14 protein-coding genes are annotated in these 14,702 nt (G+C 74.1%); 9 read left to right on the top strand and 5 right to left on the bottom strand.

Going from position 1 to position 14,702, the window contains the following annotated elements; translation table 11 throughout:
* Positions 1 to 17 precede the first annotated feature (17 nt).
* Positions 18 to 932, bottom strand: coding sequence for a HipA family kinase (locus tag ACGFT1_RS07120; protein WP_373908018.1), 915 nt, complete (start codon positions 930 to 932; stop codon positions 18 to 20).
* 473 nt (positions 933 to 1,405) lie between these two features.
* On the opposite strand from ACGFT1_RS07120, the gene ACGFT1_RS07115 reads away from it, so the two are divergent.
* Positions 1,406 to 2,131, top strand: coding sequence for a spermidine synthase (locus tag ACGFT1_RS07115; protein WP_373908017.1), 726 nt, complete (start codon positions 1,406 to 1,408; stop codon positions 2,129 to 2,131).
* A gap of 298 nt (positions 2,132 to 2,429) precedes the next feature.
* Here the strand turns inward: ACGFT1_RS07115 and ACGFT1_RS07110 are convergent, their stop codons facing one another.
* From ACGFT1_RS07110 to ACGFT1_RS07100, 3 genes are all read right to left on the bottom strand, one after another.
* The gene (locus ACGFT1_RS07110; protein ID WP_373908016.1) at positions 2,430 to 2,960 is read right to left on the bottom strand and encodes a hypothetical protein; all 531 of its coding nucleotides are present in this window, start codon (positions 2,958 to 2,960) and stop codon (positions 2,430 to 2,432) included.
* Positions 2,957 to 3,262: an Ada metal-binding domain-containing protein gene (locus tag ACGFT1_RS07105; protein ID WP_373908015.1), complete on the bottom strand. Its 306-nt coding sequence runs from the start codon at positions 3,260 to 3,262 to the stop codon at positions 2,957 to 2,959. Before ACGFT1_RS07105 ends, ACGFT1_RS07110 begins: the two co-directional genes overlap by 4 nt.
* A gap of 86 nt (positions 3,263 to 3,348) precedes the next feature.
* Positions 3,349 to 4,896: an IucA/IucC family siderophore biosynthesis protein gene (locus ACGFT1_RS07100; protein ID WP_373908014.1), complete on the bottom strand. Its 1,548-nt coding sequence runs from the start codon at positions 4,894 to 4,896 to the stop codon at positions 3,349 to 3,351.
* Between the two features lie 135 nt (positions 4,897 to 5,031).
* On the opposite strand from ACGFT1_RS07100, the gene ACGFT1_RS07095 reads away from it, so the two are divergent.
* The 5 genes from ACGFT1_RS07095 to ACGFT1_RS07075 all read left to right on the top strand — a co-directional run bounded on the left by ACGFT1_RS07095 (position 5,032) and on the right by ACGFT1_RS07075 (position 11,110).
* On the top strand, positions 5,032 to 6,543 hold the full coding sequence (locus ACGFT1_RS07095; RefSeq protein WP_373908234.1) for an IucA/IucC family protein: 1,512 nt from the start codon (positions 5,032 to 5,034) through the stop codon (positions 6,541 to 6,543).
* A gap of 106 nt (positions 6,544 to 6,649) precedes the next feature.
* Positions 6,650 to 8,191: a hypothetical protein gene (locus ACGFT1_RS07090; RefSeq protein WP_373908013.1), complete on the top strand. Its 1,542-nt coding sequence runs from the start codon at positions 6,650 to 6,652 to the stop codon at positions 8,189 to 8,191.
* Positions 8,192 to 8,228: 37 nt separating this feature from the next.
* Positions 8,229 to 8,972, top strand: coding sequence for an NUDIX hydrolase (locus ACGFT1_RS07085; protein WP_373908012.1), 744 nt, complete (start codon positions 8,229 to 8,231; stop codon positions 8,970 to 8,972).
* A 75-nt stretch (positions 8,973 to 9,047) separates the two neighbouring features.
* Positions 9,048 to 10,310, top strand: a complete 1,263-nt coding sequence (locus ACGFT1_RS07080; protein WP_373908011.1) for a VWA domain-containing protein — start codon at positions 9,048 to 9,050, stop codon at positions 10,308 to 10,310.
* Positions 10,310 to 11,110, top strand: a complete 801-nt coding sequence (locus ACGFT1_RS07075) for a hypothetical protein (RefSeq protein WP_373908010.1) — start codon at positions 10,310 to 10,312, stop codon at positions 11,108 to 11,110. The genes ACGFT1_RS07080 and ACGFT1_RS07075 overlap by 1 nt, the downstream gene beginning before the upstream one ends.
* Positions 11,111 to 11,237: 127 nt before the next feature.
* Here the strand turns inward: ACGFT1_RS07075 and ACGFT1_RS07070 are convergent, their stop codons facing one another.
* A complete protein-coding gene (locus tag ACGFT1_RS07070; RefSeq protein WP_373908009.1) occupies positions 11,238 to 11,864 on the bottom strand; it encodes a winged helix-turn-helix transcriptional regulator in 627 nt (208 codons plus the stop codon).
* An 81-nt stretch (positions 11,865 to 11,945) separates the two neighbouring features.
* On the opposite strand from ACGFT1_RS07070, the gene ACGFT1_RS07065 reads away from it, so the two are divergent.
* From ACGFT1_RS07065 to ACGFT1_RS07055, 3 genes are all read left to right on the top strand, one after another.
* Positions 11,946 to 13,154, top strand: a complete 1,209-nt coding sequence (locus ACGFT1_RS07065) for a pyridoxal phosphate-dependent aminotransferase (protein ID WP_373908008.1) — start codon at positions 11,946 to 11,948, stop codon at positions 13,152 to 13,154.
* A gap of 149 nt (positions 13,155 to 13,303) precedes the next feature.
* On the top strand, positions 13,304 to 13,903 hold the full coding sequence (locus ACGFT1_RS07060; protein WP_373908007.1) for a histidine phosphatase family protein: 600 nt from the start codon (positions 13,304 to 13,306) through the stop codon (positions 13,901 to 13,903).
* A 162-nt stretch (positions 13,904 to 14,065) separates the two neighbouring features.
* On the top strand, positions 14,066 to 14,686 hold the full coding sequence (locus ACGFT1_RS07055; protein ID WP_373908006.1) for a hypothetical protein: 621 nt from the start codon (positions 14,066 to 14,068) through the stop codon (positions 14,684 to 14,686).
* Positions 14,687 to 14,702 lie beyond the last annotated feature (16 nt).

Below are 14,702 nucleotides of genomic sequence, written 5' to 3'. Positions count from 1 at the left end.
GGCCCCGACCTCACCGCTCACCGGGGGCGCACGGCCCCGCCCTGGTCCGTCCCCGGCCCGCCGTGCAGGTCGGGGACCCACTTCAGCCAGTCCGGGCGGCCCGCCTGCGTCCTCGCGGCGCGGGCGGCCTCCTCGGCGGCCAGTTCGTCACGGCTCGGGAAGTCGGTGGGCAGCCACTGTGCGGAGAGCCGGACGCGGGCCAGGAGATAGCCGACGTAGGCGTCCCGGACGTCGTCGGGAGCGGCGAACCCGGCGTCCTCGGCCAGCCACGCGTCCGGCACCTCGGCGACGATCCCGCGGAGCAGCTCCTCGGTGACGCGGGGCGCCAGTTCCGCGTCGGCGGCCCGCACGTCGGGGCCGTACTGGCCGAGGGCGTGGTGCCGGAAGTCGTACGCCCGGCCCGGGGCCGTGGTGTCCCAGCGGTGGTGGAAGACGAGGGCGGCGCCGTGGTCGATGAGCCACAGCCGCGGGGGCACGGTGCCGAGCGTCGGCCAGACCATGAGGTTGGAACTGTGCACCGTCCGGTCGACGTTGACGGTCAGCGCGTCCAGCCACACGATCCGGCCGGCCTCCAGCGGATCCACGGGGAAGATCCGCGCGATCTCCGGCGTGAGGTCCCGCGCGCCCGGCAGGTAGTCCATGCCCAGGTTGACGCCCGCGCTGGCACTGTGCAGTTCGCGCACCTCCTGGTGCGGCTCGGCTGCGGCGATGGCGGGATCGAAGCGGACGAGGACCAGCTCCGGGAAGCGCAGGCCGAGCGCGCGGGCGAGTTCCCCGACGATGACCTCGGCGACCAGCGCCTTGTGCCCCTGCGCCGCACCGGTGAACTTCACGACGTACGTGCCGAGGTCATCGGCCTCCACGACTCCGGGGACGGAGCCGCCGGAGGTCAGGGGCTGGACGTAGCGGGTGGCAGTGACGTGTCTCATCATTTCCGCAGCCGACCTGACCCTTCAGCCTTGCGATCCATGGCCGTCCGCCCCTTGCTTCCGGCTTCCGGCTTCCGGCTTCCGGCTTGAAGTGTGCATAGTAACCGAGGGTGATCGCCCGCGAGGAGCGCCCCAGCCACCGGGCCACGGTCCTTACGGAGGCTCCGGTGTTCCAGGGCGCGGAGCTGACCTTCGCCGAGCCGTAGACGCGGGCCGACCGGCTGGGCGCGCCACCAGATCCGGCCGCCGCTCGGCCGACCGTTCGGCCCATCCCCGCCGCGTCACCGGCACCGGCGGGCCCGGGCCGTCCGGCGGGCTGCATACACTGCAGCCCCAGCCGCGCGACCGCGACGCCGAACGACCCCAGGCGTGACGGATCCCACCGGCTTCCGCCGCCCTCATCCGCCCGAGAGGCGGCCGAGCAGCGCGCAGCCCCTTCGACCGGCAGTCGCCGGACAGACATCCAGGAGTCATCCATGGACCGACGATTCGAGGAACTCGACTGGCAGCAGACGCCGTTGGGCGAGCTCGCCCTGCGACGGCGCTGGTACCCGGCCGTCGAGCAACACGTGTACGAGATCAAGCTCAACGACGAGTTCCTGATGTCCAGTCTGTTCACCGTCGCAGAGGAGGAGCTGGCGAATCTGGCGTTGGCCGAACTCCCCGCGGGCCGGCCGCTGGACGTGGCCGTGGGCGGGCTGGGCCTCGGCTGCACCGCCCAGGCCGTACTGGCGCATCCCGACGTGCGCTCGCTGATCGTCGTGGACGCGCTGGGCTCGGTGATCGACTGGCACGAACGCGGGCTGCTCCCCGGCGGGGTGCTCGCGGACCCGCGCTGCCGTGCGGTGCACGGTGACTTCTTCGCGATGATCCAGTCTCCCGCCGGGGTGGACCCGTCCGTACCCGGCCGCCGGTTCGACGCCGTCGTGGTCGACATCGACCACTCACCGCGCCATCTGCTGCACCCCGGGCATGCCGACTTCTACCAGCCGGCCGGCCTGCGCCGGCTCGGCGAACGACTGCGTCCCGGCGGGGTGTTCGCCCTCTGGTCGGACGACGGGCCCGACGACGCGTTCATGGCCGTACTGGCCGAGTGCTTCACCGGTGTCAGGGCGGAGGTCGTCACCTTCGGCAATCCGCTGCGCGGCGGCGAGTCGGCCAACACCGTCTACCTCGCCCGCACCCCCGGCACGACCGCCTGAGCGTCGCCGTGACCGGCTGTTCCTGGCGACGGCTGGCGCAGGCGTCCGGTGCGTACCACTCCCTGGGCGCGGGCGTGACCCTGATGCTCGTCGGATGAAGGTCCAGCGAGGTGACGCGCCACCGCCCGCTCAACGCCCGGTAGGACGGCCCGGCCACGACCACGCAGCTCGCCGAACGCCTTCGCCTGGCCGAGGCGGCGTGAGCTTCCACCCCCGCGTCCCGGCGGAAGCGGCTCCGCCGGAAGTGCACAGCGTGACCGGTTGAGTGACGGCCGAGGAGGAGCGCGGCGGGGGGCGGTCACCCCTCGGCGGACTCCAGGACCCAGCCCCGCCGGACCGTCCACACCCTGCCCTCCGGCGTCGCGCCGCGCATCCCGTCCAGCACCCCCGGTCCCGCGGCGGTCACCAGCCGTGTGTCCCCCGTGGCCGCGAAGCCGAACGTGCGGCGCGGGTCCCAGCCGGTGCTGTGCCGCAGGCGCCGGCTCAGCTGGGCCCAGCCGACCGGCGCCGCGGCCACCACCCAGGCGTCCGGTTCCGGATCGGTCAGCCGGCGGGCCTGACGCAGCCAGGAGGCGGCGTCCTCCGGCCAGTCGACCACCGCGGCGAGCCGTCCGCCGCGTTCCTGCCAGGCGTCGGCGAACGCCGCGGCGGCGGCCTTCGACGCGGCGTCCCGGCCATGCCCCAGGGCGACGCTGCCGCCGCGGACGCCGCAGGCCTCCAGCAGTGCCAGCAGCCGCTGGAGTTCGCGGCCGGTGTGCGGCCGGGGAGCGGGCCAGGGCCCGTAGCCGGCGAGGACGGCCGCATCCAGCCGTGGCGAAACTTCGCTCATGACGCCTCCCCCTTCCGCCATGCCCGGTGGCGCAGGGGCAGGCAGACCGCGCACGGCCGGTATCCCGCGGCGCGGGCGGTGGCCTCGTCCGCGAAGAACACACGGTGGCGCACGTAGTTCCCGCGGGCGATGTGCCGCAGGGCGGACGGGCAGTCCAGTCGACCGTAGATCCGGCCGCGCCGGTAGCCACCGAACCGGCCGGGCACGTCACTGCGGTACGGCCGGCCGTCGCCACCGGTCAGCGTGTACCCGCGGGCGGCCGGCGTCGTGGGGGCCGTGTCGTGGGGCCGTCGTCTGTCCACGGAGGCACTGTGCATCATTCCGGGCCGCCGCACGAGCGGTATTCGGACGTCGACGGCGCGGCCCGCCTCCCGGCGGGTGTTTCCGGTCAGCCGGTGCGCAAGGGGTTCGGCAGGGGCAGGTAGCGGGCGTCCGCGCCGCCCGCGCCGGTCCAGCGCAGCAGCAGGTTGGTCTTGCCCGGCAGGGTGGGCGCGGTCAGCAGGGCGGGGATCTCGGGCAGGTGGTGCCGGGCGAGCGCGCGGCGGGCGGCGGGCCACGGGTCGAGGCCGGGGTGGTGGTCGGCGAGGGCGCCGGCGATCTCGGTGAGGTGGTTGACGACCAGGCAGTACACCAGCCGCTCCCAGCCGGCGGCGCGGGTGACGTCCGGCAGCAGCTTGGCGCCCTCGGCGTCCCGGAACAGGGCCTGCACGGGCGTACCGGAGGCGTCGACGGCGACGAGGGTGTTCTGGAGGTGGGCCTCGAGGACGATCCCGTGGTCGCCGAACGCGGTCAGGGCGGGCGGGACGACCTGGCGGAGATACGCCTCCCACCAGCCGGCCGGGTCGGCGGTGGCGGCCAGCGGGCTGCCGTCGAAGCCCTCGGCGAGGCCGGCGGCGAGCAGCGGGGTGGCACCCGGCACGAGGTGGTCGCGCAGCCCGTCCCGGACCAGCACGGCCAGCTCCTCGCAGGCGAAGGCGGCGGTGCGGTAGCCGCGGTCGCTGAGCCAGGCCGCGGGCGGCCCCATCGCCGCGAAGGCGCGCCCGGCGGCGCTGTCGGTACGGCGGAGTCCGAGCAGGTCGTGGCGCCACAGCCGGCGGATGTCGTTGGTGATGCGCACGTCGAGGCTGAACTTCAGGAACACGTCGCGGCCGGGCTCGTACAGCGTGCGGACCGCCGCCGTGGGCCACACGTCGAACGCGCTCGGGCCGAGCCGCAGCAGGCGGCCGTCGGCGAAGGCGGGGGCGAGGTCGCGGGCGACCAGGTCGAGCTGCCAGGGGTGGGCGGGCAGCAGCCGGTAGCCGGGCGGAGCCGTGCCGAGGGCGTCCAGGGCGCTGGTGTCGCCCTCCTCGGCCACCTGGTCCTCGCGGACGCCGAGCAGCACCAGCGGGAAGCGGGCGTGCGCCTCGGGCGCGTACGGCAGCCAGGACGCGGCCGGGCCGCCGCCGCGTGCCTTGGGGGCCGGGTGGTGGGGGTGCCCGGTGAGCAGGGACTGCTCCGAGCGCAGATACGCGTCGGCGGGGGGCGTGGCCCGTGCGCGGGCGGTGAGCAGGGCGGCGACCGTGTCCCGGCTGTCGATCATCTCGGCGGGCAGGTCGCCGCCGGGCAGTCCGGTGTGCCGGCGCAGTTCCTCGGCGACCAGTTTGACCAGTTCCGAGTGGCCGATCCGGCGCCAGACCCCGGCCGTGCGCACCTCGGGGTCGGCGGGGCGCCGCCCGGCCCGCACCCGCAGCAGCCGTCCGCCCGGCAGCCGGTGGACGCTCCGGTCCCCGAAGTCCGCGAGCGGTTGGGCCACCTCCCGCAGGAGGCAGTTGAGCAGGGGCGCTGCCGCGTACGCGTCGGCGCGGCGGCCGGTCTCATCGGCGGAGGGTGTGAGGTCCACGCGTTCTCTTCGTCCGTCGTCGTCCGTCGTCGTCCGTCTCCATGGTCCGGTCTCCATGGTCCGGTGTCCGTCGTCCGGAGGGACCGGCGGCGTTCCCGCGCACGCCGGGGCGTGCCGCGGGGGCCGGTCGCGATCAGTATGGCTGCCGTCCCCGACAATCGTGCCGTGCCCCGTGTACCCGAGGAGCCGTCCGTGGACCGTCCCCCGACCGCCGAGACCGAGGTCGCCGACGAGCTGGCCGCCGTCCGGCCCGCCCTGCTGCCCAGGTACGGGGTGGAGCTGCCGGGTGCCCGCGCCGCCGTGCTGACCCGCCTGTGGCGGGCGCTGGTCCATGAGCCGCTGCCGTGGCTCACCGGCCGCACGCCCGGACCGCACGGCCTCGTCCTGCGCCTCGCCGACGGCCGCACGCTGCACGGACCGCACGCGGACCCGTACGCCACGAGCGCTCACGTCACGGCGGTCCACCTCGGCCGGGAGCGCTACACGGACCCGGCCCTCCTGATGACCGCGCTCGGGGTGCCGCACGCGTCGCCGTTCGCGGCCGAACTCGCGCACAGCGTGGCCTCGCTGGCGCTGTCCCGGGCCGGCGCGGATCACCCGAAGGAGTGGCCCGAACAGGACTGGGAGTGGGAGCAGCGGGTCGTCGACGGGCATCCGTTCCACCCCAACTGCCGTGCCCGGCCCGGGTTCTCGGTGGCGGACCAGCTGGCGTACGGCCCGGAGCACGGGCCGGTGGTGGAGCTGGGGACGGTGCCGGTGCCGGCGGACCGGTGCCTGGTGTCCGGCGACTGGCCGGCCGAACTGCGCGACGGCGGACGGCTGCTGGTGCCGGTGCACCCGTGGCAGGCCGCGCACGTGCTCCGGCGGCCGTACGACCCCTGGCGCCCGGCCCGTCCGCTGATGTCCCTGCGCACGCTGGCGCTTCCCGGCGGTCCGCATGTGAAGACCGCGCTCAGTGCCCGGCTGACGTCGTCGGTGCGGGACATCTCCGGCTACTCGGTGGAGGCCGCCGCGGCGCTGTCCTCCCTCGGCGGGGAACTGGCGGCGCGTACGGACGGTCTGCTGCACGTGACCCGGACCCTCGGGGCGGTCACCGCCGGCTCGCCCGCTCTGGCGGCACTGCTGCGGGAGTCACCCGAGGTGTACACGGGCCCGGGTGAACGCGTGCTGCCGGTGGCCGCGCTCGCCGGCACGTCCCTGCCCGGTGACCCCGCCTGGCTGACCGCCTTCACCCGGCTGGCGCTCACGGTGGGGCTCGGGTTGCTCGACCTCGGGGTCGCCCTGGAGGCCCACGGGCAGAACCTCCTGGTGATCCTCGCCGCCGACGGCAGCCCTCGGCGGCTGGTCTACCGGGACCTCGCCGACATCCGGATCAGCCCCGCCCGGCTGGCCCGTCACGGCGTCCCGGCGCCGGACCTGACCGGCCGGCTGATCACCGACGACCCGGCCGTCCTGCGCCGCAAGCTGTTCGGTTCCCTGGTGGCGGGGGCGCTGGCGGGCACGGCGGGTTCGGGTCCGGCGCTGGCCGCGGCCCTGGCGGCCGCCCTTCCCGGCCTGCCGCACACCCCGGACCTCGCGGCCCTGCGTGACGACCCGCTGCCCACGAAGGCGCTGACACTGATGCGTCTCTCCCCCGGCCGCACCGGCGACATCTGGACGGTTCTGCCCCCGCCCTGCTCGCCCATGTCCCTGACAGTGAGCTGATTTTGCGTCATATTGGGGGCGGAAGAACCGCGTTGGCCTCACGCCCGTCGCCCGGACGTGTACCCCTGGGGTGCCAGCCCGGACACGAGAACCCCGAGAGCCGCAGATGACTGACGCCGACTGCATTGACAACCTGATGTCGCCGATCCAGCCCGAACAGCTGGACCCGGGCGCCGTGATCGCGCAATCGCTGGACAACCAGTGGGTTCCCGCACAGCTCACCAGGAAGATGATCGAACACGGCCGGTCCCTGGACCAGGTGAGCCGGCAACGCGTCCGGGAGGTCCGGGCCGAGTACTTCCGCAGCCTCATCAACGCCAGCCAGGTCGTCATCAACCGCGCCTACTTCTACAACAACGACGCGATCAGCCGGGACCTCGTGGAGGAGGGGGAGGCCCGCGCGGCGCACCGCAGGCTCCTCGCCTCCGGAGCCATCGTCCCCTTCCTCCTGAACGAACGGCATCCGGCGGAGGAGCCGCCCGCCCATCTCCACGTACGGCGCGACGGGTTCAGCGCGTGGCAGGAGACGCTGGCGGGCATGCCCGCCGGGGACCGGGTGCGCTGTGTGCGCATGTCCTGGGACGACTCCCCGGGCGACCGGGAGAACCGCGACCGCACCATGATCCGGCTGTACCAGCCGTTCACGGAGAAGGTCCAGGGACTCACCGCCAAGGACATCGACGTGCTCGCCGCCCAGGTCGGTGTGGCCCGCGAGGACACCGACCGGTTCGGCGAACGCCTCGGCGAAGTGGTCGGGTTCAGCAACAGTCGCCGCGTGCGCAGACAACAGGTCGTCCGCAACACCCTGTACGAGGAGTTCGTGTCCGTCCCCGGGACGAACGTCGCCGAGGGCAGGTACGACCGCGACAAGCCGTTCGCCGCGGAGATAAAGCAGCTGCTGGACCTGATCTACAACGTCAACCTGGCCGACGCCCTCGGCCGTTACCCCCTCACGCCGGTCGGCAGTCTGCGGCGGGTGGTGCTCCAGGAGGCCCGCGAGGCGAGGGCCTCCACCGTCGGCGTGGTCCAGGACCCGGAGCAGCTGGTGACGTTCCTGCGGCGGCAGTCGTTCGCCGCGGTGCAGGACCGGTTGACGCCCCGGGCGGTGAACGACCTGACCCTGCACGACATCTGGCGGCTGCGGCAGAGCCCCGTCTGGAACGCCTACATCGAAGCGTTCGGCGCGCTGACCGCCGCCCCGGAAGCCTTCCACGACGGCGCCGGACAGGTCTTCGACTGCTACGTCCGGCTCAACTCGGAGATCCTGAAGCTGGCGCGGGAGCGGCGGCAGGCACGGTCGGCCGCCTGGCGTCCGGTGGTCGAGGTCGTCGTCACCGTGGGCGCGGCCGTGTTCACGGCGGTCAGCGGCAATGACATCTGGGAGGTGGCCGGTTCGGTGGTGCCGCTGACGGTGAGCGGTTCACTGACCGGCTCGGTGCAGCTGGTGCTGCGCAACCGCTTGGCCGGCCGGCAGGAGCAGCGGTTCGCCCGTGAGATCGCCGGCGTACGGCTGGCCAGTGAAGGAGAATGGGCGCAGTTCCACGACCTGGTGCGGCGTCTGCCCGGCTATCGGGACGCGGGGGGCCCGGCCACGACGGGCACCGCGTCGACGACCACCCAGGACAACGAAGACCTGCCCGAATACTGACCCGGAGTACGCCCTTGCACAGTCTGCCGAGTCCCCGATGAACCGGTACGAGTCCCTGCGCCGGGAGGTGCCGGAGTGGTTCCGCGACGATCCCGGGGGTGTCAGAATCCTCACGGACCCGGCGCTGATCCGCGACGCCCGGCGCCGGACGGCCCCCGTCCGGCAGGACGCGGACGGCGGGGCGTTCGGGACTCTGTGGGCACGGCTGCGGGCCGCGCTGCGGCCGGTCCCGGCCGGTGTGGTGTCGGCCGGGCGCTACCTGTGGTACCTGCGTGATCCGGTGCGCTTCCCCGACGGCCGCCTCGGCCTGTACGACCGGATCATGCCGCCCCCGGGTGCGTCCGCCGGCGTGGTGGTCCTGCCGCTGGCCGGCCCCGAGGCGAAGGTGGTGCTGATCGAGCACCACCGTCACGCGACCAGGGACCGGCACTGGGAGGTGGTGCGGGGCTTCGGGGATCCGGGGGCCACACCCGAGCAGAACGTCACCAGGGAGCTGCGGGAGGAGATCTTGGCCACGCCGACGGCGGTGTTCCCGCTCGGCGAACTGCACCCGGACACCGGTCTGCTCGGACACAAGGTCGCCCTGTACGCGGCGCGTGTGGACGGTGTCGGCGAGGTCGAGCGGGGCGAGGCGATCCGCCGGGCGATCACGGTGACGGCGGCCGAGGCGGAGGAGATGGTGGCCGACGGGCGGATCACCGACGGCTTCACGGTCGCCGCGCTGTACCGGGCCCGGCTGGCGGGGGTGTTCGGGACGGGAGCGCCGGACGGCGGGCGGTGAGCGCGGCGGGGCTTACGGCGGCAACGGCCGCCCGGCGTTTTGGAGTCCGGCCGGTCTGATCAATAGGATCCGGCGATGATCAGAAGACAACGGCTGGCGGCGGGCGTCTGCGCTCTGCTCGCCGCCCTGACGGCCGGGATCGCGTTCCCCGCCGGCGCGGTCGCCGACGAGACGGAGCAGGCCGCTCCCAAGGTCGAACTGGTGCTGGACGTCAGCGGTTCCATGCGCACCCGCGACATCGACGGCGGCACCCGCATGGCCGCGGCGAAGCAGGCGTTCGACGAGGTGCTGGACGCGACCCCGGAGGAGGTCCGGCTCGGTATCCGCACCCTCGGCGCCAACTACCGCGGCAACGACCGCCAGGAGGGCTGCAAGGACACCGAGCAGCTGTACCCGGTCGGCCCGCTGGACCGTACCGACGCGAAGACGGCCGTGGCCACGCTGGCGCCGACCGGCTGGACGCCGATCGGACCCGCGCTGCTGAAGGCGGCGGCCGACCTGAACGGCGGTGACGGCACCCGCCGTATCGTGCTGATCAGTGACGGCGAGGACACCTGCCAGCCGCTCGACCCGTGCGAGGTGGCCCGGGAGATAGCCGCCAAGGGCATCGGGCTGACGATCGACACCCTGGGCCTGGTGCCCGACGCGAAGACCCGCGACCAGCTCAGCTGCATCGCGGACGCGACCGGCGGCACCTACACCTCCGTACGGCACAAGGAGGAGCTGACCGACCGGGTCGGGGATCTGGTGGACCGGGCGGCCGATCCGGCGGTCACGCCGGTGGCGACCGAGGGCGCGGCGCGGTGCGCGAAGGCGCCGGCGCTGAAGTCCGGGCTGTACACCGACCGTGAGGAGTTCGGGCAGCAGCGCTGGTACCGGGTGGACGTGCGGCCCGGCCAGGAGCTGCGCGCCTCGGTGAGCGTGGCCGACGACCGGGCCGTCCACCCCGACTACGGGGTGCTGCTGCGGGCGGTGACCGTGCACGGGCGCGAGATCGTGCGCGGCGAGGCCGCCGGCACCGGCCGGACGGACGTCATCTCCACGGGCCTGCGCTATCCCAGGCCGGACAGCGACGACGACGCGGCGCCGGCGGAGACGGTGTGCCTCCAGGTCACCAACTCCTTCTCGGCCGCCGCGGGCGTGAAGACCACGCCGGGCCTGCCGCTGGAGCTGACCGTGGACGTCGTGGACGGGCCGTCGGGCCATCACGACGTGGCCTCCTTCGGTCTCGGCCGCGGCTGGTGGCTGCTGGGCGCGCTGGTGCTCGTCGGCTTCCTGGCAGGTCTGCTGTGGGGCTGGCTGTCACGCTGGCGGGTCGCCGTCTGGAGGACGAACTGATGCGTATCACACGTGTGCTGGGCGCCACGCTGCTGGCGCTGGGGCTGGCCGCCGGGCCGGCCGCCGCCGACTCCTCGCCGTCCCCGTCCGCCTCCGGCGACGGCAAGGCACCCACTCGGGCGGGCACGTCCTTCCGTACGGCGACGGAGATCGAGCAGGGGCAGCGGGCCACCGCGTCCGGCTCCACCGGTGACTACCTCTACTGGTCGTTCCCGGCGGACACCGGGCAGCGCCCCACCGTCCGGGCGACCGTGAAACTGCCCGGCACGCACGGCTCCCAGGCGTGGCAGATCGACGTGTACGACGGGCTGCGGCGCCGGCAGGCCTGCCAGTACGGCGCCCAGACCCGAACCGCCGCGCAGGGCACCGGATCGGTCGAACTGGCCTGCGTGCTGCGCACGGTGCGGGGCTGGTCGGAGCCGTGGGCCGACGACCCGCTGCCGGGCACGTACTACGTGCGGCTGACCGTGGTGGACCTCGGCGCCTCCGACCTCGGGCAGCCGGTGAGCGCCGAGGTGCGCGTCGACACCAAGGACATCGGCGGCGCGGCCGCCGTGGACGGTTCGCTGGGCAAGCCGCTCGTCCCCGGGATCGCCGTCAAGGCCGAGGAGGACAAGGGTGGTTCGAAGGCGGCGGTGCTGTCCAGCTTCGGTTCGGACGACGGCTGGTCGTCGGGCTGGTGGTCCGACCGCTGGGTGTGGACCGCGATCGGCGGCGTGCTGGCCGCGCTCGCCGGCATCGGCGGGTACGTGCTGACCCGCGGGCCGGGGCGGCCGTCCCGGGTACCGCCCAACGTGTGACCCGTTCCGTGTGAAGGCCCGCCCACCGGCGGGCCTTTCACTTTGCGGCGGGGGCCGCGGGTGACCGCGGCGGGGGCCGTTGGTTGCCTCCGGGACCCGCGGATCGCCTCCGGGGCCGCGGCGTGCGTCACGCGTTCCGGAGCGCCTTGGCGAGGGTGCCGTCGCCGGTCACCGTCACCCGTCCCTCCCGTACCGCCTCCGGCAGGCCGATCTCGCCCCGGGCGAGGGCCTCGCAGGTCGCCGCGTCCATCGTCAGCCGCGCCGCGGGCTCACCGGGCGCGGGCCCGTCGCCGTACACCGGCCCGGTCCCGGCGCCGACCCGCAGATGGAAGTCGCCTTCCTCCAGGCACACTTCGACCGTGCCCTCGCCCTCCAGCGCGCGCAGCAACGGCAGCGCGAACCAGTGCGCGCGGACCGCGTCGGTCGGGCGCCGCTCCCCCAGCTCGGCCTCGCCCCAGCTGCCCAGCGCCTGCAACACCGGCAGCAGCCGCCGCCCGCGGTCCGTGATCTCGTACACGTACGCCGCGCCCGGCGGGGGCAGCCGCCGCCTGGTGGTGAGCCCGTCCCGTTCCATGTCCTTCAGCCGGGAGGCGAGGACGTCCGTGCTCACGCCGGGCAGGTCCGCGTGCAGGTCCGTGTAGCGGCGGGGGCCGGCGAGCAGTTCCCGGACGATCAGCAGGGTCCAGCGGTCGCCGACGAGGTCGAGCGCACGGGCCGCGGAGCAGTACTGGTCGTAGCTTCGGCGAGGTGGCATGCGACGCAGTCTAGACATGTTGTTGGACTTTCCAAGCGCACACTTGGTAAAACCAAGTAACACGAGTTCCCGGAGGGGCGCATGGAGTTCCGGCAGTCGAACAAGCTCAGCGAGGTCTGCTACGAGATCCGCGGCCCGGTGATCGAGCACGCCAACGCGCTGGAGGAGGCGGGGCACAGTGTGCTGCGCCTGAACACCGGCAACCCCGCGGCCTTCGGCTTCGAGGCGCCGGAGGAGATCATCCAGGACATGATCCGGATGCTGCCGCAGGCCCACGGCTACACGGACTCCCGCGGTGTCCTCTCCGCCCGCCGCGCGGTGGCCCAGCGCTACCAGACCCTCGGCCTGGACGTCGGCGTGGACGACGTGTACCTGGGCAACGGCGTCTCGGAGCTGGTCACCATGGCCGTCCAGGCGCTGGTCGAGGACGGTGACGAAGTCCTCATCCCGGCACCGGACTTCCCGCTCTGGACGGCCGTCACCACCCTGGCCGGCGGCAAGGCCGTCCACTACCTGTGCGACGAACAGGCCGACTGGAACCCGGATCTGGCCGACATGGCCGCCAAGATCACGGACCGGACCAAGGCCGTGGTCATCATCAACCCCAACAACCCGACCGGCGCGGTCTATCCGAAGGAGGTCGTCGAGGGCATCCTCGACCTCGCCCGACGGCACGGCCTGATGGTGTTCGCCGACGAGATCTACGACCAGATCCTGTACGACGGCGCCGTCCACCACTCGGCCGCCGCCCTCGCCCCCGACCTGGTCGTCCTCACCTTCTGCGGCCTGTCCAAGACCTACCGCGTGGCGGGCTTCCGCTCCGGCTGGCTGGTGGTCACCGGACCGAAGCAGCACGCGAAGGACTACCTGGAGGGCCTGACCATGCTGGCCTCCATGCGGCTGTGCCCCAACGCGCCCGCGCAGTACGCCATCCAGGCCGCGCTCGGCGGACGCCAGTCCATCCGCGACCTGACCGTGCCCGGCGGCCGGCTGCACGAACAGCGGACCGTGGCCTGGGAGAAGCTCAACGAGATCCCCGGCGTGTCCTGCGTCAAACCCAAGGGCGCGCTGTACGCGTTCCCACGCCTGGACCCCAAGGTGCACCGCATCCACGACGACGAGAAGTTCGTCCTGGACCTGCTGCTCCGCGAGAAGATCCAGGTCGTGCAGGGCACTGGCTTCAACTGGCCCTCCCCCGACCACTTCCGCATCCTCACCCTGCCGTACGCCGACGACCTGGAGGCGGCGATCGGCCGGATCGGACGGTTCCTCAGCGGGTACCGGCAGTAGCCGGCCGGCCCGTTTCCCGTGCTTCTTCGAAGATCACCCCCGTCGACGGCCGCGGCGCCCGCGCCGCAGACCCCGCCGGGGGTCCGGAGGGCGGCCGTCTGGCGCAGTCCGTCCTGCGGGCGGTGGCGGCCCTGTGGCACCGTGCCGTCATGGGTGACCTCCTCCTCGTCCGGCACGGTGAGACCGAGTGGTCGCGGACCGGCCGGCACACCGGCTCGACCGACGTGCCCCTCACGGGCCACGGGCGGGACGAGGCACGCCGGCTGGCGCCGCTGCTCCGCTCGCACAAGGTCGCGGCGTCCTTCGTCAGCCCCCTGTGCCGGGCCCGGGAGACCGCCCGGCTCATCGGCGTCCCGGACGCTTCTGTCGACGGTGACCTGCGCGAATGGGACTACGGCGGCTACGAGGGCGTGACCACCGCTCAGATCCAGCGGCACCGGCCCGGCTGGTTCCTCTTCACGGACGGCGTCGTGCCCGGGCCGCCGGACCACCCGGGCGAGACCCCGGAGCAGGTCGGAGAGCGCGCCGACCGGATCCTGGCCAGGGCCGACGCCGCCCTCGCCGGCACCGAGGGAACCGTCGTCCTGATCGCCCACGGCCACTTCCTCCGCGTCCTCACCGCCCGCCGGCTGGGCCTTTCGCCCCGGCAGGGCGCGCTGTTCCAGCTGGCGACGGGGGCACTGTGCCGGCTCGGCACGGAGCACGGGCGGCCGGTGGTGGCGGAGTGGAACATCCGGCCCCCGGAGTAAGGGGGGCGTCGCGCGTACGGGATGCGGGCGGCGGCGCGCGCGGGGACACCTTGCGCGCGGGCGCCCTCCGCCCGGGCCGTTGTCGGACCCGGCCCGTACTCTGCGAGGAGGCCGGTCCACCCTGACGGCCCCCTGCCCCGCCGGCCCCGGAAGGAGCGTCCCGTGACCCGACCGCCCACCGCCGCGCAGCGCCGCGTGATCGAGGCCGCCGATCCGGTCACCGGCCGGCTGCGTGGTACGGAGTCCCAGCTCGCGGCGCTGGTGAGGCAGGGGCTGGCCTTCCGGCATCCCCGGCCGCCGCACGACCACTTCCTGACCCCGGCCGGCCACCGGATACGGGAGGCGGTGCCCGAGGTGCCGGCCGCACCCGTGGCGGACACCGGGGTGTTCGCTGCCCGGGTCGGCGGCGAGGAGGAGCCGCCCGCGTCCGGCCCGGCCCGGCTGCGTGAGGTGCGCGGCGCCTGGCAGGGGTTGCTGGAGCTGCGCCGGATGACCAGTGCGGACGGCGCGGTGGACCGGCCGTGCGGCTGGGAGCGGGCGCATCTGGTGCGGGCGGCGGCGCTCGCCCTGGAGGCGGCCGGGCACCGTCCGGCGGGCGGGGACGAAGACGGTTACCGGGTGCGGGCGACCCCGCAGCCGGAGGCGGTCGCGGTGTACGCGCCGGACCCGCCGACCCTGGCGGCCTGCGCGGCCACCTTGGAGCGGGCCGGGTGGCAGGCGGGCGAGTACAGCGAGCCGCGCACGGGGGTGCGCTATCTGCTGGCCTCGCCCCGCCGGGTCTGAGCGGCGTGCCAGGATC

The sequence above is a fragment of the Streptomyces sp. Y20 genome, from assembly GCF_043195475.1.
Classification (GTDB): Bacteria; Actinomycetota; Actinomycetes; order Streptomycetales; family Streptomycetaceae; genus Streptomyces.
Note: the sequence above shows the minus strand (reverse complement) of the source record. Positions and strands in the feature narration are given on the sequence as shown.

What these genes read in the sequence shown, in the direction of transcription:
- ACGFT1_RS07120 (WP_373908018.1), bottom strand. Translation starts at nt 932, where the DNA reads ATGATGAGACACGTCACTGCCACCCGCTACGTCCAGCCCCTGACCTCC.
- ACGFT1_RS07115 (WP_373908017.1), top strand. Translation starts at nt 1,406, where the DNA reads ATGGACCGACGATTCGAGGAACTCGACTGGCAGCAGACGCCGTTGGGC.
- ACGFT1_RS07110 (WP_373908016.1), bottom strand. Translation starts at nt 2,960, where the DNA reads ATGAGCGAAGTTTCGCCACGGCTGGATGCGGCCGTCCTCGCCGGCTAC.
- ACGFT1_RS07100 (WP_373908014.1), bottom strand. Translation starts at nt 4,896, where the DNA reads ATGGAGACCGGACCATGGAGACGGACGACGACGGACGACGACGGACGA.
- ACGFT1_RS07090 (WP_373908013.1), top strand. Translation starts at nt 6,650, where the DNA reads ATGACTGACGCCGACTGCATTGACAACCTGATGTCGCCGATCCAGCCC.
- ACGFT1_RS07085 (WP_373908012.1), top strand. Translation starts at nt 8,229, where the DNA reads ATGAACCGGTACGAGTCCCTGCGCCGGGAGGTGCCGGAGTGGTTCCGC.
- ACGFT1_RS07080 (WP_373908011.1), top strand. Translation starts at nt 9,048, where the DNA reads ATGATCAGAAGACAACGGCTGGCGGCGGGCGTCTGCGCTCTGCTCGCC.
- ACGFT1_RS07075 (WP_373908010.1), top strand. Translation starts at nt 10,310, where the DNA reads ATGCGTATCACACGTGTGCTGGGCGCCACGCTGCTGGCGCTGGGGCTG.
- ACGFT1_RS07070 (WP_373908009.1), bottom strand. Translation starts at nt 11,864, where the DNA reads ATGCCACCTCGCCGAAGCTACGACCAGTACTGCTCCGCGGCCCGTGCG.
- ACGFT1_RS07065 (WP_373908008.1), top strand. Translation starts at nt 11,946, where the DNA reads ATGGAGTTCCGGCAGTCGAACAAGCTCAGCGAGGTCTGCTACGAGATC.
- ACGFT1_RS07060 (WP_373908007.1), top strand. Translation starts at nt 13,304, where the DNA reads ATGGGTGACCTCCTCCTCGTCCGGCACGGTGAGACCGAGTGGTCGCGG.